The organism is Rhizobium favelukesii, from assembly GCF_000577275.2.
Lineage (GTDB): Bacteria > Pseudomonadota > Alphaproteobacteria > Rhizobiales > Rhizobiaceae > Rhizobium > Rhizobium favelukesii.
Map to the genome: position 1 here is coordinate 1,792,016 of NZ_HG916852.1, position 20,297 is coordinate 1,812,312.

General features: G+C 57.8%; 18 protein-coding genes, 1 tRNA gene and 1 pseudogene. 14 read left to right on the top strand and 6 right to left on the bottom strand.

Going from position 1 to position 20,297, the window contains the following annotated elements:
• Nucleotides 1-37: 37 nt before the first annotated feature.
• Complete coding sequence (gene tnpB / locus LPU83_RS47425; RefSeq protein ID WP_037069001.1) at nucleotides 38-385, bottom strand: IS66 family insertion sequence element accessory protein TnpB; 348 nt, start codon at nucleotides 383-385, stop codon at nucleotides 38-40.
• The gene (gene tnpA / locus LPU83_RS47430; protein ID WP_037068998.1) at nucleotides 382-765 is read right to left on the bottom strand and encodes an IS66-like element accessory protein TnpA; all 384 of its coding nucleotides are present in this window, start codon (nucleotides 763-765) and stop codon (nucleotides 382-384) included. The genes tnpB and tnpA overlap by 4 nt, the downstream gene beginning before the upstream one ends.
• A gap of 269 nt (nucleotides 766-1,034) precedes the next feature.
• On the opposite strand from tnpA, the gene LPU83_RS47435 reads away from it, so the two are divergent.
• From LPU83_RS47435 to LPU83_RS47450, 4 genes and pseudogenes are all read left to right on the top strand, one after another.
• A complete protein-coding gene (locus LPU83_RS47435) occupies nucleotides 1,035-2,417 on the top strand; it encodes an IS701 family transposase (RefSeq protein ID WP_037068948.1) in 1,383 nt (460 codons plus the stop codon).
• Between the two features lie 1,182 nt (nucleotides 2,418-3,599).
• Nucleotides 3,600-3,854, top strand: coding sequence for a glycosyl hydrolase 108 family protein (locus LPU83_RS47440; RefSeq protein ID WP_024317458.1), 255 nt, complete (start codon nucleotides 3,600-3,602; stop codon nucleotides 3,852-3,854).
• Between the two features lie 1,104 nt (nucleotides 3,855-4,958).
• A complete protein-coding gene (locus LPU83_RS47445; RefSeq protein ID WP_024317456.1) occupies nucleotides 4,959-5,387 on the top strand; it encodes a hypothetical protein in 429 nt (142 codons plus the stop codon).
• Nucleotides 5,388-5,400: 13 nt separating this feature from the next.
• Nucleotides 5,401-5,559 (top strand): annotated as a pseudogene (locus LPU83_RS47450) (ATP dependent DNA ligase); the annotation flags it as partial.
• A gap of 24 nt (nucleotides 5,560-5,583) precedes the next feature.
• Here the strand turns inward: LPU83_RS47450 and LPU83_RS47455 are convergent.
• The gene (locus tag LPU83_RS47455) at nucleotides 5,584-5,850 is read right to left on the bottom strand and encodes a hypothetical protein (protein ID WP_024317455.1); all 267 of its coding nucleotides are present in this window, start codon (nucleotides 5,848-5,850) and stop codon (nucleotides 5,584-5,586) included.
• A gap of 301 nt (nucleotides 5,851-6,151) precedes the next feature.
• On the opposite strand from LPU83_RS47455, the gene LPU83_RS47460 reads away from it, so the two are divergent.
• Both LPU83_RS47460 and LPU83_RS47465 read left to right on the top strand, forming a co-directional pair.
• Nucleotides 6,152-6,225 (top strand) — tRNA-Cys (locus LPU83_RS47460).
• A gap of 625 nt (nucleotides 6,226-6,850) precedes the next feature.
• On the top strand, nucleotides 6,851-7,018 hold the full coding sequence (locus LPU83_RS47465; protein ID WP_307145436.1) for a hypothetical protein: 168 nt from the start codon (nucleotides 6,851-6,853) through the stop codon (nucleotides 7,016-7,018).
• A gap of 304 nt (nucleotides 7,019-7,322) precedes the next feature.
• Here LPU83_RS47465 and LPU83_RS73035 read toward each other — a convergent pair whose 3' ends face one another.
• Complete coding sequence (locus LPU83_RS73035) at nucleotides 7,323-7,469, bottom strand: hypothetical protein (RefSeq protein ID WP_167546206.1); 147 nt, start codon at nucleotides 7,467-7,469, stop codon at nucleotides 7,323-7,325.
• Between the two features lie 373 nt (nucleotides 7,470-7,842).
• Between LPU83_RS73035 and LPU83_RS47470 the strand changes: the two genes are divergently transcribed.
• The 6 genes from LPU83_RS47470 to exoR all read left to right on the top strand — a co-directional run bounded on the left by LPU83_RS47470 (nucleotide 7,843) and on the right by exoR (nucleotide 15,690).
• Nucleotides 7,843-8,505, top strand: coding sequence for a protein-L-isoaspartate O-methyltransferase family protein (locus LPU83_RS47470; protein ID WP_029710312.1), 663 nt, complete (start codon nucleotides 7,843-7,845; stop codon nucleotides 8,503-8,505).
• Between the two features lie 221 nt (nucleotides 8,506-8,726).
• Complete coding sequence (locus LPU83_RS47475) at nucleotides 8,727-9,614, top strand: PopZ family protein (RefSeq protein WP_024317452.1); 888 nt, start codon at nucleotides 8,727-8,729, stop codon at nucleotides 9,612-9,614.
• 118 nt (nucleotides 9,615-9,732) lie between these two features.
• Nucleotides 9,733-12,576: a valine--tRNA ligase gene (locus tag LPU83_RS47480; protein ID WP_024317451.1), complete on the top strand. Its 2,844-nt coding sequence runs from the start codon at nucleotides 9,733-9,735 to the stop codon at nucleotides 12,574-12,576.
• A gap of 402 nt (nucleotides 12,577-12,978) precedes the next feature.
• On the top strand, nucleotides 12,979-14,190 hold the full coding sequence (locus tag LPU83_RS47485; protein ID WP_024317450.1) for an OmpP1/FadL family transporter: 1,212 nt from the start codon (nucleotides 12,979-12,981) through the stop codon (nucleotides 14,188-14,190).
• Between the two features lie 235 nt (nucleotides 14,191-14,425).
• Nucleotides 14,426-14,749 carry a hypothetical protein gene (locus LPU83_RS47490; protein ID WP_024317449.1) on the top strand — a complete coding sequence of 108 codons (324 nt, stop codon included), beginning with the start codon at nucleotides 14,426-14,428 and terminating at the stop codon, nucleotides 14,747-14,749.
• A gap of 137 nt (nucleotides 14,750-14,886) precedes the next feature.
• Complete coding sequence (gene exoR / locus LPU83_RS47495) at nucleotides 14,887-15,690, top strand: exopolysaccharide production regulator ExoR (protein ID WP_024317448.1); 804 nt, start codon at nucleotides 14,887-14,889, stop codon at nucleotides 15,688-15,690.
• A gap of 59 nt (nucleotides 15,691-15,749) precedes the next feature.
• Here the strand turns inward: exoR and xth are convergent, their stop codons facing one another.
• Together xth and erpA are read right to left on the bottom strand one after the other, a co-directional pair.
• On the bottom strand, nucleotides 15,750-16,547 hold the full coding sequence (gene xth, locus LPU83_RS47500) for an exodeoxyribonuclease III (protein WP_024317447.1): 798 nt from the start codon (nucleotides 16,545-16,547) through the stop codon (nucleotides 15,750-15,752).
• 118 nt (nucleotides 16,548-16,665) lie between these two features.
• Entirely contained in the window at nucleotides 16,666-16,998 is a 333-nt protein-coding gene (erpA, locus tag LPU83_RS47505) for an iron-sulfur cluster insertion protein ErpA (protein WP_024317446.1), read from the bottom strand.
• Between the two features lie 213 nt (nucleotides 16,999-17,211).
• On the opposite strand from erpA, the gene LPU83_RS47510 reads away from it, so the two are divergent.
• Together LPU83_RS47510 and argS are read left to right on the top strand one after the other, a co-directional pair.
• Nucleotides 17,212-18,429: a deoxyguanosinetriphosphate triphosphohydrolase gene (locus LPU83_RS47510; protein ID WP_024317445.1), complete on the top strand. Its 1,218-nt coding sequence runs from the start codon at nucleotides 17,212-17,214 to the stop codon at nucleotides 18,427-18,429.
• A gap of 64 nt (nucleotides 18,430-18,493) precedes the next feature.
• On the top strand, nucleotides 18,494-20,251 hold the full coding sequence (argS, locus tag LPU83_RS47515) for an arginine--tRNA ligase (RefSeq protein WP_024317444.1): 1,758 nt from the start codon (nucleotides 18,494-18,496) through the stop codon (nucleotides 20,249-20,251).
• Nucleotides 20,252-20,297 lie beyond the last annotated feature (46 nt).

Genomic DNA, 20,297 nt, shown 5'->3' on the forward strand with positions numbered 1-20,297 from the left:
AGCATTATGCCTCGGATGTCATTGCAAAATATAGCTTTTAACCCGTTCGACCGGGAGCGGAAGTCCACGCAGGTCGGCGCCAGTCGATCCCCTCAACAAGCATCGACAACTGGGCTTGCGTCAGATGCGCAACCCCTTCTTTCGCCGTCGGCCAGGGAAAGTATCCGCGTTCCAAAATTTTGTAAAATAGGCAGAACCCTTGGCCATCCCACCATAAAAGTTTGATCCGATCAGCACGTTTTCCGCGGAAGCCGAAGATTGCGCCGGAACCTGGCGCCTCCTTGATAACCGTCTCAACGAGCGCCGACAGTCCATCAATGCCACGCCGCATGTCGGTCACTCCGCAGGCCAGATAAACCCGCACATTTCCCGAAGGCCCGATCATGCTGCCTCCACACAAGCGACCAGCGACGATAACACCTGGAGATCCATGTCCGCTGCAATTCTTAGCAAGCGGCCATTCCTCAGAACGATCTCAACGTCTTTACACTTCGACCGAACACCGCTCTTCTTGGTATCGTCGCTGTGGCTCGCCGATGCTCCGATAAGCGAGACCGGAATGAATGCGGTCTCCGGAGATTTCAATTCAGGTGGAAAGAACTTCTTTCGCCAGGCGTATATCTGTTGCGGAAGGACGTCGTGCCGGCGCGCTACGTCGGAAACGCTCCCATCCGCACTAAACGCTTCTTGCAAAATCGAAAGCTTCAATTCTGTGGACCATCGACGTTGTCGCTCCGTACCCGTCAGGATCTCAACCTTGGCCATTCATACCCTGTTACGTCACAAATGATTCATCTGTGTCGTAACTTGCGCCAATTCCCCGCCTGACCAAAATCCCCTCACCGGACGCTCACAGATGATGAACGCATTCCTGAATTGGAAATCCATTATGGACGTCGTTGTAAGAACTTACTCAGCTCGACTTTGTACAAAATCGGTGGTGATTTCGGGGGCATCTGAGCAGCCCTGGGTGAATCAATTCGCCGCAGGGTCCCGGCCTTGCGCCATTCGTTTGATCGGATTCGAACGAATGGATGAGCGAACAACATGATTGTAGCCGTGAGCCGGGAGACGCGGTCCCCCACATCCTTCGCAAATGGCTGTCGCCGTTTCGTTTCTGGTTTACCGCGCCAAGCTGGGAGCATCTGCTGGTCCTGGTGATGGGTGCGCTCCTTTCGCCTGGCAAGCGAACGGTGACGGCCTGCCTGCGCATCACCGGACGCGCGGAGGTAAGTAATTTTGCCGCCTATCATCAACTCCTCAACCGAGCCCGCTGGAACCCTCGCACGTTGGCGGCCCGTCTGCTGTCCATCATTGTTGCCCGGCTCGTGCCCGAGGGCCCTGTCGTGATTGGCATGGATGATACAATCGAACGGCGTTGGGGCCAACGCATCGCCGCGCGTGGAATTTATCGTGACCCGGTGCGCTCCAGCCATGGCCACTTTGTCAAAGCCAGCGGCTTGAGATGGTTGAGCTTCATGGTTCTTTCACCTGTCCCATGGGCAAAATGTATTAAAGCCCTGCCGGTGCTGACGATCCTGTGTCCCTCTGAGCGCCATGATCAGAAGAAGGGCCGAAAGCACAAGCTGCTGACTGATTGGGCAAGGCAAGGCGTCTTGCAGCTTTGCCGCTGGCTGCCGGGCCGCGAAATCATCTTTGTCGGCGATAGCAGCTTTGCCGTTCATACACTGGCTGCGGCTCTTCCCGACACGGCCACTCTCATCACGCGGTTGCGTCTGGATGCCAGTCTCTTTGCTCCACCAGATCAACGGCACGAACATACGCTCGGGCGACCGGCGCAAAAAGGCAGGCCATTGCCGAAACTGAAAACGCTCCTCAAAGACGCAAAGACCGAGTGGCAGCGCATCGTCGCATCGTCCTGGTACGGCAAGCAAACCGACAAAACCCTTGATGTCACATCAGGAACCGGCCTCTGGTATCGGCGTGGAACGCCCCCAAGACCAATTCGCTGGGTTCTCGTTCGCGATCCATCAGGCCGTCGTGAACCCCAGGCGTTCATGAGCACCAACGTCAACCTTGAGCCCGCTCAGATCATTGCCTATTTCGTTCGGCGCTGGCAGATCGAGGTCACCTTCGCCGAAACGCGAGCGCATCTTGGCGTGGAAACCCAACGGCAGTGGAACGACAAAGCCATCATGCGCACGACCCCGTCGCTGCTGGCGCTCTACAGCCTCGTCACACTCTGGGCATGCGATCTGCTCGGTCATGGCGTCCTTCCCTATGCCGCCGCCTGGTACAAGAAAACAGAGTTCACCTTCTCCGATGCCATCGGTGCGGTTCGCATGATCCTGTGGGATCAGGATATTTATCGACAGCACCCGCCAGACCCGGACATTCCTGAAACTCAACCAAGCCGCCTCAAGCGGATGACACAAGCACTTTGCTTCGCTGCATAATGTACAAAGTCGAGCTCAGGTAAGGGCTCGAAAGAGCTGTTCTCATTGCTGGAGATGCATAAGGCAGACGTTGAAAAGCTTATGCGTTCAGTCACGGGATTTGAAAGCTACACTCTAGCACGCAGTAGTGAAAGCGACGGCGGCTTATCGATGACCGTATGCCGGGACAAGGCCGGCACTGAAGAGAGTGTTCGCCTTGCGAAGGAGTGGCTCTCAAAAAATGCAGCAAACATTAGCATGGATGCGCCAAAGGTCTCCTTGGGAACGATAATTATTCAAGCCACTAAGCACTAGTTTTCAATGGTTTCCCGGTCGAGCAACTTGCCGGCCGGGGCTCCGCTCCGCATTTATCACCTGATCGCTCACTCCGGCATACAAGCTGCAGGCGTTGCTGTGGTCACAGGTAATATTTGGCTCGGGTTCCCATTGACGATCGCGCCATCGCGAGGCCACTGGCGTTCCTGCTCAGGGTCTACCACACTGCCGACGAAGCGAGAGCCATAGGGCCGGCCGAGGGTGGTAATCTGTAGTGCGTGCCGCGATACTTTTGCAGAACCCCTGACAACGTTTGAAGCTGACTGTAAGGGACATTTGTAAGCTTCAAACCGCTCATTAGAGGCCGTCGGGCTTGGTTCATCGACATCTTTCCTATCCTACTTTCATAGAGGGTATCCGATTTATGAAGTGAATGGCCACCTCATCAACGCTGACCACGTGCATTTCAATGGCTACGGTTCGCTCTTTGTCGGTCGCCAACTCGTCGGTTGAGGCAGCGAAGCCTCCTTTAGGCGATCGCTCTACATTATCAGCAACAGGCTCGCTTCGGCCGGCCTTTTTCTTTTCCAACATCGATGAATTTGAAGGTAGCTGCGCAGGAGAACTTCGTTGCAGCTTCTGTCGGGCTGTGCCCATCACCAGGCCCCGCAGCCGTGGCTGATCTAAGGGCGGAAGATCTGGCGGCGCCCCTCCAAGACACATCGCCAGATCCTCCTTCTCGCTGCGAAGAAGGGTTCGAACGCAGCGATCCTGTGTGATTGATCCGGGAGCCCCGACAAGGAACGGGTTTGTCGGGGCTGCCCGGGCATATGCGTGATGATCACGCAATACGAATTCTACTGAAAAATCACGGCGCTAGCACGTACCCAATTCGATTTCATCATTCAACAATCGGAGATAGTCCATATGGCCCGGGAGACACTTCCGAAAGCCCTCACGCTCGTATTCGGGTCTGAGGGATGCTACAGCGATGCCCAGACCGACAGCGGTGGTCCAACCAAATATGGGATCACCCATAAGACGCTGGCGGCGCATCTCGGCCTTGCTCACGTACCGCCTGAACGCGTCAAGGCAATGACAATCAACGAGGCCGCCGAGATCTATGAACAGTCGGCGAGGTTGCGAACGTCATCTATGCCGCATTCACGCAATGGCGGATGATCGGCGGTGCGATCGAACCGGCTCGCCTCGGCACAAAGGCGGCGATCGAGGCTGCGGCTTCCGTCGAAGACGCTGAGGCCGCTGCCAACGCGGTAGTCTAGCCCTGACAACAGGAAGCCCGCCGGGGTCCGGGCGGGCTTCCGTACGCATTACAAGAGAAACTGACCGCATCCGGTCGGGTTGATAAAACCACAACCATCCATTGCTCGCACTTCGTCCATTGGGCGTAGATTGCCTACCTTTCGGTGAAAAAAATCGACGCTACGGATGCGTCACTCGCAATTCTTCCTCGCTAATCAAAATGAGAAAGTGTTCTTCATCTAGACGAGTGACGACGTCCCCGTCGTCTGTCAAATAGTCAACTCTTCCCATTCTAAAGTCGCCAAATCTGGATTGATCGGTCCTGATCTGCTCGATGACCGTGCATAGCTTTCCGGCTCGGCTGGCGCATTGGAATCGCCTCGTCTCTTCATATCGTGCCATTGGCCTACTCCCAGTTTGCAGGGGGCGAGATAGTGCGGCGGCTCCGAATCTTCAATTTCGCTAATAGGCGTATTAAAATGGGCGCTTGCGCGGAAAAGAAAGGGGTAAGCGTCCCATTCCAAGCTGGTGGTTGCTCGCGCCCGGCTTGTTCTAACATCGGCTGATGACGGCCGGTTCGTCCGGGAAGCCATTTGCCTAGGGCAAACGCCCACACAACACGAGCGCTAGGAGAGCGCCCTTACGAGTTGCGCCAAAACCGAAGGGCTAAAAATCGCCAGCGCTAGAAGAAGAAACAAAGCGGCCAAGCCGAGTCTTGCGCTGATCATACCGATAGCCCCTGTGGTCAAGACAAGAATCGACGGTCGGTGCATCTCGTAGCCGTTGCGAGGATTAGCAAAAGCGCGATGAAAGCGTAAGCCGCGCCACGAGCGAGTCTGAGAGAGACGCGGCGCATGAAGCCGTAAGCTTGGCCCGTTTCGTCCGGCGGTAGATTTATTTGGTCTGCCATGCCCCCCTCGTAGTCACGGTGCGGTAACTATTGCACTTCAATCGAGAATAGCAAAGTACAATTAGCGCTCGCCTTCGGCAGGCTTTTTCTTTTCCAACAATCTGGAGCGTCCCATGGACCGCAAGGCGTTTTACGACACGCTGCGAGGCAGCGTGCTATTCCCGAATGGCTTCTCGACTGATCAGGTGAAAGGCATAGAGGCGCTTCTAGACGCGGCCAAAAGCCTCGCTGCAGACGAGATGGCGTATGTCTTGGCGACCGCCTATCACGAAACCGCCACCACGATGGAACCCATCGCCGAGTACGGCAAAGGGAAGGGGCGCAAGTACGGCGTGCCTGGTCGCAATGGCGGACAAGTTCCTTACGGTCGTGGCTTCGTCCAGACGACGTGGGACCCGAACTATGAGCGCACCGATCGCGAGCTCGGGCTCGGCGGGCGGCTGATCGCCAGCTACAACCTGCTACTTACCGATATAGCGATAGCCGCTCAGCCTCGAGCTTACAGCCCGCCGATACTTCCTCGAATCCCTCCTGAAGAATGAGCAGGGCTCTAGGTATGCCGGCCGGCGCAAGAACCTCGTATGGGTTCAGCCAACGCTCATTGCGGAGATCGAGTACCGCGCTTGGACCCATGACGGGAACCTGCGCCACTCCTCATACAAAGGGCTGAGAGACGTGCAGGACAACGCTGCGGTTTATGATCTTCCAGGTTGAAGGCTGATGCGGTAAATGCTTCGTTCAATCCGGCAGCCGCCGAAAGGAATTCGAAGACGGAGCCGCCGGTCTCAGGGCATTCAAAAACATGCAAGTCGCGAACACAAATCCGATCATCGCTTGACTCTGACGATGGGTCTGTAACTGGGCGATGCTGACGTATCCGCGAGAATCCATAAAGAGAAGGCACGCACCAAATACCATCAACCAAAGCCAAATCGAGTAGTCGCCAACGAACTTTTCGACAACCTGGGCAACGGTTGAGATTATCCCGCCGTCTTTATCTGCCATCGCTCACGCCAATAGACTAAAAACCGCTCGGAAAGTCCTTTGGCAATGATAGCCAGCAACGTCGATATTAGATGTATATTTTCGACGCGCAGAAAAATAGTGCGCTCCAACGCGCATAGGAATTCTGGACAGATCGAGCGTTCGCCCATCTCATCCAAGCGCCTTACTTTAAGCCTGTGGAAGAACGTTCTGGAAACGCTTATTCAGAATGGAAAAAGGACATTATTCAGAATGGACCCCCTTGCGATTTATCTAGGATGGTTCTAAACGACCGCCACGGTTCGATTTTTCGACCGCGTGAGGCCTCGTGGCGGAGTGGTGACGCAGAGGACTGCAAATCCTTGTACCCCGGTTCAATTCCGGGCGAGGCCTCCAAATCTGTCTAGATATCGACAAGTTATTGATTTTGCGACCGCGTTTCTCCGGGCGCGGGCTGAACGTGGCCTATTCCGCCATGCCTATCCGGCCTGATCCGTTTTCGGGCCGTCGCCGCATCTGGCGTCAGAGCTTCTTGCTGCTTCTATCTGCGAAATTTCCAGCGTGACCTCGCCAACCAACCTACTCCAATCGGATTAGGACCTAGGTCCGTCTAGGCCGGCCCTGATCTCAGCGCTATTGTTTCTCTCGCTGGTCTGCCGAGGACAGTGGGGCTTTGAAGGTCGGACCCACTCCTGAATTAGCGCTTGCCGCCCACGGCAGACAGGGCGGGGGTAGTTTTCAGTCCCGACAATGCTGGAGGGGCCGGCCAAAGTGGCTGGTCCTCTCCCGGCTTCTAGTATCACCATCCCGACTAGGCCTCAGCGGTATGGACAGGACGCTCCTTCCTGCGTCACCAAAGTCAGCTTGCCGTGGCATTTGCTCCATCAACATGGTGAGAATCCATACGGCGCTAGCGTTGATGCATGCTTTTCATAGCCAAATCGTCGAATTGTCGAACTTTCGATAGGTCGCTAAGTTTCAGTTCCAGTTCTTAGGAGCGCCTCCGATGCCGGCGACCCAAATGCCGCAACTGATCTTTGCCTTGAGCGTGGCGCGGGAAATGGCGGAGCGCGAGCTGCACGCGGACATGCTTGTCATCCTGATCGATGAGGCTCTGAAAGAGGCGAAGGAAGAAGCGCTGCGCCACGGCATTCTGGTCGACATAGAAGAAGAAACGGAGCTGCAATAGCCCTCGGCGGCAAACCGGATGTGCCCCGGCCGCGGCTGTTTCGGGCCCCGGCCGGGTTGTCGACCTAAGAGGGGCTGGGGAGGCTCCGAGATCGACGCCGACAGGCTACAGATCTCGTCCGACGGCCGGAATTGGTGTTTAAAGGTATGTTTCGTCGTTTGTTCTTGCCTAAAAAGAACCTCGCGGCGAATGTCGACCCATCGCCGCACCGAAAAGCTAGGACCCGCGAAGCTTGGGACTTGCAGTCGCCACAACGGCAAGACAGGCCTATAATTCAATCGCCTCGTTCGCCGCAATTCGGCGTTCAGTTGATCCGTTGTAGTGACGGCATTGGTGACACGCCGGTTGTCGCGACATTCGGGGCGCCGACGCTCACAAAGGGAATGAGGAGTATGAGGGCCAGCAGCGCGCAGATGAAAAAGCTGCCCAGCACGAGTGGTCTGATTGCCATTTCCCGTCCATCGAATCCCAAGGGAACGACACTATCCGGCGAAAAACTGACAATGGCCTGAAGGCAGGCAGTCAGCTCGTTTCACGATCAAAAAGCCCGCAGCAGAAGATCCCAACCAGCGTAGCGATGATGAAGAAGTCGAACAACGAGAGATATTCGATGATGTTCGGCATGGCCTGCTCCTCCTCAATTCCTCCGGTTGCAATAATATCACAGCACGCTCCTTTGTTCCATGAAGGATTGCGGTGGGGCCGCTTCGGCAGCCTTGGCACCCCGAATTCTTGCCGCAGCCATTCGTGAAGCCTTGAAAGGCCAGTGTGCTAAGATTAAGAGACGTGCAGACAAAGCCGCTTCCACCGGGCGAGAGGACATAATGAATTTCGAATCAGCACGCGCAAACATGGTCGACAACCAGCTCCGTACGACGGACGTCACCTCGCATTCCGTGCTGACGGCCTTCCTCACCGTGCCGCGCGAGGACTTCGTTCCTGAGAAGGCGAAGCCGCTTGCCTATATCGATCGTGACGTCGAAATCTGCCCGGCAGCTTCCGGCAGGCCGGCGCGCTATCTGATGCAGCCGTCGCCGCTTGCAAAGCTGCTTCAGCTTGCGGCGGTCACGAAGGATGACGTCGTGCTGGAGATCGGCGCTGGCAGTGGCTACGTATCGGCTCTTTTTTCGCACCTTGCTGGAACAGTGATCGCGGTCGAAGAGGATGAAACGCTCGCAGCGGAAGCCAAAACCAACCTTGCCGGCTACACAAACGTGTCGGTCGTCACGGGAACGCTCAATGCAGGCAACCCGGCCGGTGCTCCTTATGATCTGATTTTCATCAGTGGCTCGATCGAGGAAGTTCCTGCGGCCTTGCTCGCACAGCTTCGCGACGGTGCCCGTCTGGTCACGGTACAGGGTTATGGCGGCTCCGCACGCGCGAAGGTCTTTGTGAGCGAGCGCGGCACGGTTTCCGAAAACGTCTACTTCAACGCCTCCGTTAAGCCGCTTCCGGGCTTCGCCAAGGCGCGCGAATTCGTCTTCTAATCCTTGGCGTTCGGTCAGTCATTTTCAGCGGGCGCCTATGGCGCCCGTCTTTCTTTCTCGTCATCGAATGGTCACGCCGCGAAACGACGGCAGAAAGCTGTGCACTCCAGCATTCATTTGATTCCCGATGATTTTTTCAATCATCGGCTATCCTAAGCTATGGGTGATTCGGATGCCCATTCCACGCACTCCGGTCGTTTTTCGGAATAACGGGGATAGATATGGCTCAGCCAAGCGTAGCGCGTGAACCGTCCATGGAAGAGATTCTGGCGTCGATCCGCCAGATCATCGAGAGCAATGACCCGGGTGCGGGCAGGGCGCTCTCCGCGTCGCTGCCAGCGGTTTATGGCGCCGACGAGGACGATCGTGATTCGGACATCCATTTGACGGTGGACGAGGCCTACGCTGGCGTGGAATTCCCCGAGACCGCCGCCCAGTTCGATCCGCGTTTTGTCGCTGCCAACTCGGCAGGCTCGGCTCCTCTGCCGGAGGCGCCGCCGCGTGCGATGTCTCTCGCTGATGTCGCCGCGCGCGTCCGTGCGGCGTCGGAGCGGAACGCTGCGCAGTTGCAGCGCGAAGTGCCGCCGGCATTTAGGCAGCCGGAAGCAAGTGGCACGGAACTGAGGACCGAAGCGCCGGAAACTGTTGGCGAGGCGTCGACTCCTGCGCCCGCTTCGCGATCTGCGGACGCCCCTATGGCTCCCATTTCAGCTCCTGCGCCGAAAATCGTCGCCGTGCGCCAGCCCGTGGAAGTACCATTCGAAATGCCTCAGGTCGCTGCCATGGAGCCACGACCGGCTGTTGCTGACGCGGCTGAGGTATCCGTTCCCGCTATCGCCGCACCGACGGCGGAGGAGATGCTGCCAAGCCGCATTGAGGATGAGCAACAGCCAGTATTGCTCTCACATGATGCGGGCCTTCAGGTCGCCCGGTCCTTCGAGGAACTCGCTGCCGCCATCGATGGCGCCGAGCGTCGCTCTCTCGATGAGATCGCGGAAGACATGCTGCGCCCGATGCTGCGCGAATGGCTTGATGATAATCTGCCAACCCTGGTCGAGCGCCTCGTGCGTGAAGAGATCGAACGAGTGGCGCGCGGCCCGCGCCGCTGATCGGAAACGCCTTTCCTCAAAAAGCCGCTCCGGTCTCCGGGGCGGCTTTTTCATTGACTTGCCTGAAGCCATCCTATTTACAACCCGCATCTAAGAACCTCCAGATTTTGGTCCCCAAATGCTCGACAAGACCTACGATTCCGCTGCCGTTGAACCGAAAATCGCTGCAAAATGGGATGAGGCAGACGCCTTCCGCGCGGGCGCCAATGCCAAGCCGGGCGCCGAGACCTTTACCATCGTGATCCCACCGCCGAACGTGACCGGCTCGCTGCATATGGGGCACGCCCTGAACAACACGCTTCAGGACGTCATGGTCCGCTTCGAGCGCATGCGTGGCAAGGATGTGCTCTGGCAGCCCGGCATGGACCATGCCGGCATCGCCACCCAGATGGTCGTCGAGCGCAAGCTGATGGAACAGCAGCTGCCGGGTCGCCGCGACATGGGGCGCGAAGCCTTCATCGAGAAGGTCTGGGAATGGAAGGCGGAATCGGGCGGCCTCATCTTCAACCAGCTGAAGCGCCTTGGTGCCTCCTGCGACTGGTCGCGCGAGCGCTTTACGATGGACGACGGGCTTTCCGCTGCCGTTCTTGAAGTCTTTGTAACCCTTTACAAGGAAGGGCTAATCTATCGCGACAAGCGCCTTGTCAACTGGGATCCGAAGCTTCTGACGGCGATCTCCGACATCGAGGTCGAGCAGCACGAGGTCAACGGAAACCTCTGGTATTTCCGCTATCCGCTGGAGCCCGGCGTTACTTATCAGCATCCCGTTGCCTTCGACGAAGACGGTAAGCCGACGGAGTGGGAAACCCGCGACTACATCGTTGTCGCCACCACTCGCCCGGAGACGATGCTCGGTGACACCGGCGTTGCCGTCAATCCGAAGGATGAGCGCTACAAGCCGCTGGTCGGCAAGCATGTGATCCTTCCGATCGTCGGCCGCCGCATTCCGATCGTCACTGACGACTATCCGGATCCGACGGCCGGCACCGGGGCTGTCAAGATGACGCCGGCGCATGATTTCAACGACTTCGACGTTGGCAAGCGCACCGGATTGCGCGTCGTCAATGTACTCACGGCCGATGCGCGGATCACGATTAAGGACAATGAGGATTTCCTGGAAGGCATTCCTGATGCGGCAGCGCTGCACGGCGCCTGGGAAGAGCTCGAAGGCAAGGATCGTTTCGAGGCCCGCAAGATCATCGTCCGCATCTTTGAAGAGGGGGGTCTGCTCGACAAGGTCGAACCACACAAGCACATGGTTCCGCATGGCGACCGTGGCGGTGTTCCGATCGAGCCGCGCCTGACGGAGCAATGGTACGTCGACGCCAAGACGCTCGCAGCACCGGCGATCGCGTCGGTTCGCGAAGGCCGCACCAAGCTCGTTCCGCGCAGCTGGGACAAGACCTATTACGAGTGGATGGAAAACATCCAGCCCTGGTGCGTCTCGCGCCAGCTCTGGTGGGGCCATCAGATTCCGGCCTGGTACGGTCCGGATGGTCAGGTCTTCGTCGAAAAGACGGAAGAGGAAGCCCTGCAGGCGGCGATCCAGCACTATCTCTCCCACGAAGGCCCGATGAAGGCCTATGTCGAAGACCTGCTTGAGAACTTCAAGCCAGGCGAAATCTTGACGCGTGACGAGGATGTTCTCGACACCTGGTTCTCGTCTGCGCTCTGGCCGTTTTCGACGCTCGGTTGGCCCGACAAGACGCCGGAACTGGAACGCTACTACCCGACCAACGTTCTCGTCACCGGCTTCGACATCATCTTCTTCTGGGTCGCCCGCATGATGATGATGGGCCTGCACTTCATGGAGGATGACGACGGCGTTCCGGTCGAGCCGTTCCACACGGTCTATGTTCACGCGCTGGTTCGCGACAAGAATGGCCAGAAGATGTCGAAGTCCAAGGGCAACGTCATCGATCCCTTGGAACTGATCGACGAGTACGGCGCCGACGCACTGCGCTTCACGTTGGCGATCATGGCAGCCCAGGGTCGCGACGTGAAGCTCGATCCGGCCCGCATCGCCGGCTACCGCAACTTCGGCACCAAGCTCTGGAATGCGACGCGCTTTGCCGAGATGAACGGCGCCAAGAGCGATCCGCATTTCGTGCCCGAAGCCGCCGAGTTGACGATCAACCGCTGGATTCTCACGGAACTTGCCCGTACGGAACGTGACGTAACGGAAGCTCTGGAGTCTTACCGCTTCAACGATGCGGCAGGCGCTCTCTACCGCTTCGTCTGGAACCAGGTCTGCGACTGGTATCTCGAACTGCTGAAGCCGGTCTTCAACGGCACGGATGAGGGCGCCAAGAAGGAAGCGCAGGCTTGCGCCTCCTACATCCTCGAAGAGATCTACAAGCTCCTGCATCCCTTCATGCCTTTCATGACGGAAGAGCTGTGGGCACACACTGCAGGCGAAGGCCTCGAGCGCGACACGCTGGTCTGCCATGCCGAATGGCCGGCGCCGTCCTATGCCGACGACGCCGCAGCAGACGAAATCAATTGGCTGATCGATCTCGTTTCCGGCATCCGCTCGGTTCGCGCCGAAATGAACGTGCCACCATCTGCGGTCGCGCCGCTGGTCGTCGTCGGTGCGAATAGCCTGACGCGTGAGCGCCTTGCTCGCCATGATGCAGCCGTCAAGCGCCTTGCGCGTGTCGACGGCATCTCGCTTGCCGGGGAGGCGCCGAAGGGGGCGGCGCAGATCGTCGTCTCCGAAGCGACTGTCTGCCTTCCGCTCGGCACGCTGATCGACCTTGCCGCGGAGAAAGCGCGCCTCGAGAAGGCGATCGCCAAGGCCGATGGCGAGATCGCGCGCATTAACGGCAAACTCTCGAACGAGAAGTTCGTCGCCAATGCCAATCCTGAGGTGGTCGCCGCCGAGCGCGATCGCCTGGAGGAACTGCAAGGCCAGATCGCTAGCTTGCGGGTTGCACTCTCCCGTGTATCCGAAGCTGCGTAAAATCAACGCTTAGTAGCATGGAATTTTACGACGCCCGATGCCGAATCGGGCGCCGTTTGTTGAAGGTCGACATGAATCTCCGGATTTGGCATCCGGATTTACCGATATTCCTGAGCCCCACCTTGATTCCACACGTTTTCTTGTCGCCGCTGGCGAAAAACATGAGTGTTGTTTCCCTGTTACAGGAGGCAGCTAATGTGGAATGGTCGACCTCAGCAGTATGGGTAATTTTACCATCCATAGAATTTTGTTCTAAATTGCCGAAATATTGACGTGCCCGTCAATTCTTTACGTAAAACATCCGTTAGCCCAGTTTCCAATCACGCCAGATCACAAAGTTGCCATTTATCGGCATCGCCTGCACAGTCCCGCCATTGCAATTGCCTGAGTGGGGGAGACACATTGGCATCTCGTATGATTTCGGCAGGCGTTCTGTCGCTTGCCCTATTTTCGACGCTGGCGCAGCCGTCCTTCGCGGGCGGCCTTGATCGCGGCGGGTACAATATCGATCTGCTGTTTGACCAGTCGCGTTTTTCCGCGCAGTCGGCTGTGATTTATGTCATGCCGCAGCGTGAATTGGAGAATGTAAAGGACAACACTGCTCGCCGCGGAAATCTGAGTGGTCGGCCGAATTCGGCAGATGAGACGGAAAACTATGCCGTGCCCTATGTAGGCTTCAAGGCCGGGTATGAGGCGGTTGATTGCCTGTTCGACTACTCCGAACCATTCGGTGTTCACACCAATCCGGGCGTGAACTGGGCTGGCGCAAACAGCAACGTTGAGACGAAGGTCGATACTGAGAACTACGCGGCCACATGTTCATACAAGTTTGATGTGGGTCCCGGTCAACTTCGGCTCATCGGGGGCGCTTTTTATCAGCGGCTCGATGGTTTTCAGGAGAAACTCGTAGCTGTTCTCCCGCCGCGGTTCGGCACCGGCATCGGTCGCCTTGACATAGCAGACGAGTCCGGAGGATGGCGTGCTGGCGTCGCTTATGAGATTCCGGAATATGGCGTGCGCGCAAGCCTGGTGTACAACAGCAGGGTGAAATACGACGACTTGACGGGCACGTTGAACCTTTCGCAGGTCGCAGGCGGTGCCATCATTCCAGTTGCCGGCTCTGCCGAGGCGCCTGACTCACTTGAGCTGAAACTTCAGTCCGGTATTGCACCCGATTGGTTGGCTTTTGGATCTGTGAAGTGGACGAACTGGAGCTTGCTGCAGTCGATCCCTTTTTGCCCGACGAACGGGCTTGCCTGTCCGGCTGGAGGGATAACGTCTCTCGATCTAGCCTATCGTGATGGATGGACAGTTGTGGGAGGCGTTGGCCATAAGTTCAATGACCAATGGACGGCTGCGCTTAGCCTTACATGGGATCGTGGTACGAGCGATGGCTATGGCTCACAAACGGACACATGGCTGGTTGGCGCAGGTGCGGCGTACAATCCGACTGAGAATGTCGAATGGCGCGTTGCTGGAAGCCTCGGCGTCATGACCAGCGGTGAGTCAGGAACTTTCACGAGGGATGGCGTCACCTACGGAAATGATGCCACTTACACCTTCGGCAATGATCTTGTGGCTGCCGTATCGACCAGCATCAAGGTGAAATTCTAAGTTACAAAGATGAGCCTCAGGAAAGCCCGGCAAAATTGTCGGGCTTTTCTTTATGTACGGGTCGTTAAGCATGCCGTTTCCACGTCTCATTTTGTGACGATTCAGCAACAGTTTTTTACCAGCATTTGAGTAAGATGATCCCACGGTGAAATTGTCCATTTCCCGCCACAAACTAGGCGCAGCGCTATAGGCAGGCGAGGGAATGACAGGCGTAGGGTGCGCGTAAAAGAGTACGATGAGCGAGTTCGTAACGGGTACAGTCAAGATGGGTGAAGCGTACGGCGAAGATGCCGCTGCCGACGCCATTTTCCTTTTCCCGCAAGGCGATGCCGCCCCAGAACTTCGCTCTGACGTTGCGCTTCCGAACCTCTCTTTCTTCTCGTTTTCAAACCGATCGGCATTATCGGAATCGGCTTCCGGTAACATCGACACAGGTTTGGTCACAATTGGTGATTACCCTTTCTTTGACGGCGGAAAGGCGCATAGCCGGGCCGCGGGAGTGAGGCAGATGGCATCGCGCCGGACAGCGGGCGGAGAGTGTCGATGCGCTGGGAATTGAGGCTCTCGCGGGAGGGCGAAAGGCTAGATGCGACGCGGGCAAGCGGGCCCTTGAGCCCACCGCGGGATCGCTCGCCGGGAGGAATGCATCCGCGGATAGAAAGTCCGCACGGGTGGAAGCGAAAGAAACCGAGTGAAATGCTGACGTCCGAGTTCAGACCTTTCAGACGAATGCTCATGGGGCTTTCCATTGCCTGTTGCGCGGCAATTGCATCGCCCGCGAGCGCATTCGACATCAAGTCAGGCGTTTCGAAGGAGTCCGGTCCCTTCGATCTCTTCAAGTTCGGCTTCAAGGCTTATAAGAACGGTCAGAAAGAAGAAGCGGTCGAGGCTTACAAATATGCCGCCGAGAAGGGCCATACGGGCTCGCGATGGGCACTTGCCAACATGTATGCCGATGGCGATGGCGTCGCGCAGGATGACTTCGAAGCCTTCAAGATCTATAGCGAGATTGCCCAGCAAGGGGTGGAGCCCGGCTCTGAAGACACTGGCTTCTTCGTCAACGCGCTGCTGTCGCTTGCCAACTATTACAAGCGCGGTATTCCTGGCAGCCCTGTTAAGACCGATCTCAACCAGGCGCGTCAGCTTTATTTCCAGGCTGCTTCCACCTTCGGTGTGCCCGAGGCGCAGTTCCAACTGGCACAGATGATGCTAGCGGGCGAAGGCGGCAGCACCAGCACGCAGCAGGCAAAGAAGTGGCTCAACCAGGCTCGCAAGAGCGGCCATCCAGGTGCCATGGCCGTCTTCGGCAATATCCTCTTCCAGGAGGGGCAGGCAGCCAATGGGCTGGCGCTGATGACCGCCGCTCTCGATCGCTGCAAGCCGAAGGACTGTGGCTGGATGGAGTCCCTGCAGGAGCAGGCCTTCTCCGTCGCGACCGAAAGCGACCGCCGCTCGGCCGTCGCACTTTCTCACAAGATCGCCGTCAACGGCGCCGACTAGAGAATGCCTCCCGAAAATTGGGAGCCGGCGACAAGCAATCCGAAGGATCGCGACGCGCTCTAGGCGCCGGTTGTGAAATCGAAATACGCAACGACAGGCACGTGGTCCGACGGCTTCTCCCAGGCACGGACATGCTTTTCAATCGCAGATGATGTCATGCGGTCTGCAGCCTCGGGCGAAAGCATCAGGTGGTCGATGCGAATGCCGTTGTTCTTCTGCCAAGCGCCCGCCTGATAATCCCAGAACGAGTAGAGTTGAACGGCATCCGTCGTCGCGCGCACGGCATCGGTCAATCCAAGGCCTTCAAGTCGGCGGAATGCCTGCCGTGTCTGCGGCAGGAACAACGCGTCGTTCTCCCAGACCTTGGGTTCGAAGCAGTCGTGCGGCTCCTGGATGACGTTGTAGTCGCCGGCAAGGATCAGGATTTCCTCGTAAGCCAAGCGCTCGGCTGCGAATGTGCGCAGCCGCTCCATCCATGCGAGCTTGTAGGTATATTTCTCGGTCTCGACCGGATTGCCGTTTGGCAGGTAGAGGCAGCAGACGCGCGCGACGCGATTGCCGGGCAGCGAAAACACGGCTTCGAGGAAGCGGGCCTGCTCGTCAAGCGGATCGCCTGGCAGCCCGCGGCTCACCTCGTCGGGCTTGGTTTTCGAAAGAATCGCCACACCGTTGAAGCCTTTCTGGCCGTGCGTCTCGACATGATAGCCCATCGCTTCGATTTCGAGCCTGGGAAAACCCTCGTCGATCGTCTTGATCTCCTGCAGGCAGACGATATCGGGATCCGAGTCCTTCAGCCATTGCGTCAGGTTATCGATGCGCGCCTTGACGCCGTTGATGTTCCAGGTCGCGATCTTCATGGGGTGTCCTGTTCCGCTTCGTCGGTCTCTTGTATCGTGCTCCGTCGAGCGCGGACAAGACTATAAACCGGCCGCAAGGGATTCTTCGGCCGGTTCAATGTGGATACCTGGAGAAGGATCAGATCGAGAAGCTTGTGCCGCAGCCGCAGCTTGCAACCGCGTTCGGATTCTTGATCTGGAAGGACTGTCCGAGCAGGCTGTCGACGAAATCGATCTCGGATCCCGCCATATAGACTAGGGAGAGGCTGTCGATTAGCACCTTGGCGTCGTTCTTTTCGACAACGGTATCGTCGTCCTGCGCGTCATCGGCAAGGTCGAACTTGTAGGAAAAGCCCGAACAGCCGCCGCCTTCCACGGAAACACGCAACGCGCTCTTTCCGGGTTCGGTGCCGACGATCGCCGCGATTCGTTTTGCCGCGGCATCGGAAAGGGTTACACTTGCGTCCGTCATGTTTGCTCCTGCCGGGGTCAAGAACCGGAGAGAATAACTGTTAGCCGCTAGTTTCAAGCGACTGATTTCAAAGCTACTTACGCTTCATACCACGAAAGCGCATGTTTGGCTAAAGTGGCAGCGAAAGCGGCGCTTTGCCGTTTATGCTCTCTATAGGTATGAAGAGCGCAAGGCGGCGTCAATGGGCGGCTGCATATCGAGTAACGGTGACAAATGACGATCGACAGGCATGCTTTGGGATATGGCAATAGCGACAGGGCGGTTTATGCGGCCGATCCCTGGGCGACGCGCGGGAGGCTCTATCCCGAGGACCTTAGCCCCACCCGTTCCGATTTTCAGCGCGACCGCGACCGCATTGTCCACACGACGGCATTTCGCCGGCTGAAGCACAAGACGCAGGTGTTTATCGCTCAGGATGGCGATCACTATCGCACCCGGTTGACGCACACGATCGAGGTTGCGCAGGTGGCCCGCGCGCTTGCCAGGGCACTGAAGCTCGACGAGGACCTCGCCGAAGGCGTGGCGCTCGTCCATGATTTCGGCCACACGCCCTTCGGCCATACGGGCGAGGATGCGCTGCACGAAATGCTGCTGCCATACGGAGGCTTCGACCACAACGCCCAGTCGCTGCGCATTGTAACCAAGCTGGAGCGCCGCTACGCCGATTTCGATGGCATCAATCTGACGTGGGAAAGCCTGGAAGGGCTCGTCAAGCACAACGGCCCACTCCTGACCAAGGAGGGTGCTGGCACGCGTGGGCCGGTTCCGCAGCCGATCCTGGACTATTGCGAGATCCACGACTTGGAACTGGATACCTATGCAAGCCTCGAGGCGCAGGTCGCCGCGATCGCAGATGATATCGCCTATAACACGCACGACATCGACGATGGGCTTCGCTCCGGCTATCTGACCTTCGACATGCTGGAGGAGATTCCGTTTCTGGCTGGTCTGATGGCGGAGGTGCGGGAACGCTACCCAAACCTCGAGTCCAGCCGCTTTACCCACGAGATCATGCGGCGCCAGATCACCCGTATGGTCGAGGACGTCATTTCCGTCGCGCAACAGGGCCTTGCGGAGATCGAGCCGAAGAACGCAACGGATATTCGCCAGGCCAATCGCGTGATTGCGACATTTTCCGACGACATGTTTGAAACCGACCGGCAGATTAAGGCGATGCTTTTCAAGCGCATCTACCGTCATCCGGACATCATGCGCATCCGCGCCGGCGCAGCGCAGATCGTGACCGATCTCTTCGGGGCCTATATGGCCAATCCGAAGGAGATGCAGAGCCACTATTGGGTGGATCACATCGCCGGCCTTGCCGAAGCCGCGAGGGCGCGCCATGTCGGCGACTATCTGGCGGGGATGACCGACACCTACGCGATCAGCGCCCACAGGCGATTGTTTGACCACACTCCGGATTTGCGATAGGCAGCGGTCGCCCGGCGGGACCGGACAAATGCCTTGTGGCAGAGCCTATGCATGGAAGAGTGCGATGAACCTTTTTACCGATTTCGACGCCAGGATTAAAACCGCCCTTGAACAGATCGATCTGGTCAAGGAGAAGCGATCCGAGGTGGATTTCGGCCGCATCGCGATCGAGCCGCCGCGCGACCCGAGCCACGGTGACGTTGCGACCAACGCAGCGATGGTGCTGGCAAAGCCGCTCGGCACCAATCCGCGCGCTCTGGCAGAGATCATTACGGCGAAGTTGAAGGAAGACGCCGACGTCGCGGACGTCTCGGTAGCTGGCCCCGGCTTCATCAACATCAAGCTTTCCGTCGGCTACTGGCAGCGCCTGCTTGCCTCGATGATCGACGCTGGCACGGACTACGGCCGCTCGGCGCTTGGCGCCGGCAAGCGCGTCAACGTCGAGTATGTGTCGGCGAACCCGACCGGTCCCATGCATGTCGGCCATTGCCGTGGCGCCGTGGTCGGCGACGCGCTCGCCAACCTGCTTTCCTTTGCCGGCTTCGATGTCGTCAAGGAGTACTACATCAACGACGCCGGCTCGCAGATCGACGTGCTGGCGCGGTCGGTTTTCCTGCGTTATCGCGAAGCTCTCGGCGAGAAGATCGGAGAGATTCCGCCAGGACTTTATCCGGGCGACTATCTCATTCCTGTCGGTCAGTCACTGGCCCGTGACTACGGCGTCAGGCTGCACAACATGACCGAAGATCAGTGGATGCCGATCGTCAAGGATCGCACGATCGATGCGATGATGGCGATGATCCGCGAGGATCTGGACGCGTTGAACGTGCATCATGACGTGTTTTTCTCTGAGCGCACGCTGCACGCCCATGGCGCTGCCGCGATCCGCACCGCGATCAACGATCTGACGTTCAATGGGCATGTCTATAAGGGCACGCTGCCGCCACCGAAGGGCCAGTTGCCCGAGGACTGGGAGGACCGTGAGCAGACGCTGTTCCGCTCAACGGAAGTCGGCGACGATATGGATCGGCCGCTGATCAAGTCGGACGGCTCCTACACCTATTTTGCTGCCGACGTTGCCTACTTCAAGAACAAATTCGACCGTGGCTTCAACGAGATGATCTATGTTCTCGGCGCCGACCACGGCGGCTACGTCAAGCGCCTTGAGGCGGTCGCCCGCGGTGTTTCCGAAGGTAAGGCGAAGCTGACGGTCCTCCTTTGCCAACTCGTGAAGCTGTTCCGTAATGGCGAGCCGGTGAAGATGTCGAAGCGCTCGGGCGACTTCGTCACCCTCCGCGAAGTTGTCGAGGAGGTCGGCCGCGATTCGGTGCGCTTCATGATGCTATATCGCAAGAGTTCGGAGCCGTTGGACTTCGATTTCGCCAAAGTAACGGAGCAATCGAAGGACAATCCAGTCTTCTACGTACAGTATGCGCACGCGCGCTGCATGTCGGTTTTCCGGCAGGCGAAGGAGGTGTTTCCGGACCTTGACGTGACGCTTGGCGAGCTTGCGAAAGCGGCAGCGCGGATCGCGGATCCCGCGGAATTGCAGCTGGTTGCGAAGGCAGCAGAATTTCCCCGGTTGGTCGAGTCTGCGGCACAGTCACAGGAGCCGCACCGCGTCGTATTTTACCTCTATGACCTGGCAAGTTCTTTCCATGCGCACTGGAATAAAGGCAAGGATCAAGTAGACTTACGATTTATTAACGATAAGAACCGAGAATCGAGTATAGCCAGATTAGGGCTGGTGTACGCCGTTGCGTCGGTTTTGAAGTCGGGACTTGCCATTGCGGGTACCGCTGCGCCGGATGAGATGCGGTAGCGTCACCATTTACCCACAATGCTCTGGCATAAACCTTAGCAGTTGC

Coding starts and splice junctions, on each gene's coding strand:
- tnpB (WP_037069001.1), bottom strand. CDS start 385: ATGATCGGGCCTTCGGGAAATGTGCGGGTTTATCTGGCCTGCGGAGTG.
- tnpA (WP_037068998.1), bottom strand. CDS start 765: ATGGCCAAGGTTGAGATCCTGACGGGTACGGAGCGACAACGTCGATGG.
- LPU83_RS47435 (WP_037068948.1), top strand. CDS start 1,035: ATGAGCGAACAACATGATTGTAGCCGTGAGCCGGGAGACGCGGTCCCC.
- LPU83_RS47440 (WP_024317458.1), top strand. CDS start 3,600: ATGGCCCGGGAGACACTTCCGAAAGCCCTCACGCTCGTATTCGGGTCT.
- LPU83_RS47445 (WP_024317456.1), top strand. CDS start 4,959: ATGGACCGCAAGGCGTTTTACGACACGCTGCGAGGCAGCGTGCTATTC.
- LPU83_RS47455 (WP_024317455.1), bottom strand. CDS start 5,850: ATGGCAGATAAAGACGGCGGGATAATCTCAACCGTTGCCCAGGTTGTC.
- LPU83_RS47465 (WP_307145436.1), top strand. CDS start 6,851: ATGCCGCAACTGATCTTTGCCTTGAGCGTGGCGCGGGAAATGGCGGAG.
- LPU83_RS73035 (WP_167546206.1), bottom strand. CDS start 7,469: ATGGCAATCAGACCACTCGTGCTGGGCAGCTTTTTCATCTGCGCGCTG.
- LPU83_RS47470 (WP_029710312.1), top strand. CDS start 7,843: ATGAATTTCGAATCAGCACGCGCAAACATGGTCGACAACCAGCTCCGT.
- LPU83_RS47475 (WP_024317452.1), top strand. CDS start 8,727: ATGGCTCAGCCAAGCGTAGCGCGTGAACCGTCCATGGAAGAGATTCTG.
- LPU83_RS47480 (WP_024317451.1), top strand. CDS start 9,733: ATGCTCGACAAGACCTACGATTCCGCTGCCGTTGAACCGAAAATCGCT.
- LPU83_RS47490 (WP_024317449.1), top strand. CDS start 14,426: ATGAGCGAGTTCGTAACGGGTACAGTCAAGATGGGTGAAGCGTACGGC.
- exoR (WP_024317448.1), top strand. CDS start 14,887: ATGCTGACGTCCGAGTTCAGACCTTTCAGACGAATGCTCATGGGGCTT.
- xth (WP_024317447.1), bottom strand. CDS start 16,547: ATGAAGATCGCGACCTGGAACATCAACGGCGTCAAGGCGCGCATCGAT.
- erpA (WP_024317446.1), bottom strand. CDS start 16,998: ATGACGGACGCAAGTGTAACCCTTTCCGATGCCGCGGCAAAACGAATC.
- LPU83_RS47510 (WP_024317445.1), top strand. CDS start 17,212: ATGACGATCGACAGGCATGCTTTGGGATATGGCAATAGCGACAGGGCG.
- argS (WP_024317444.1), top strand. CDS start 18,494: ATGAACCTTTTTACCGATTTCGACGCCAGGATTAAAACCGCCCTTGAA.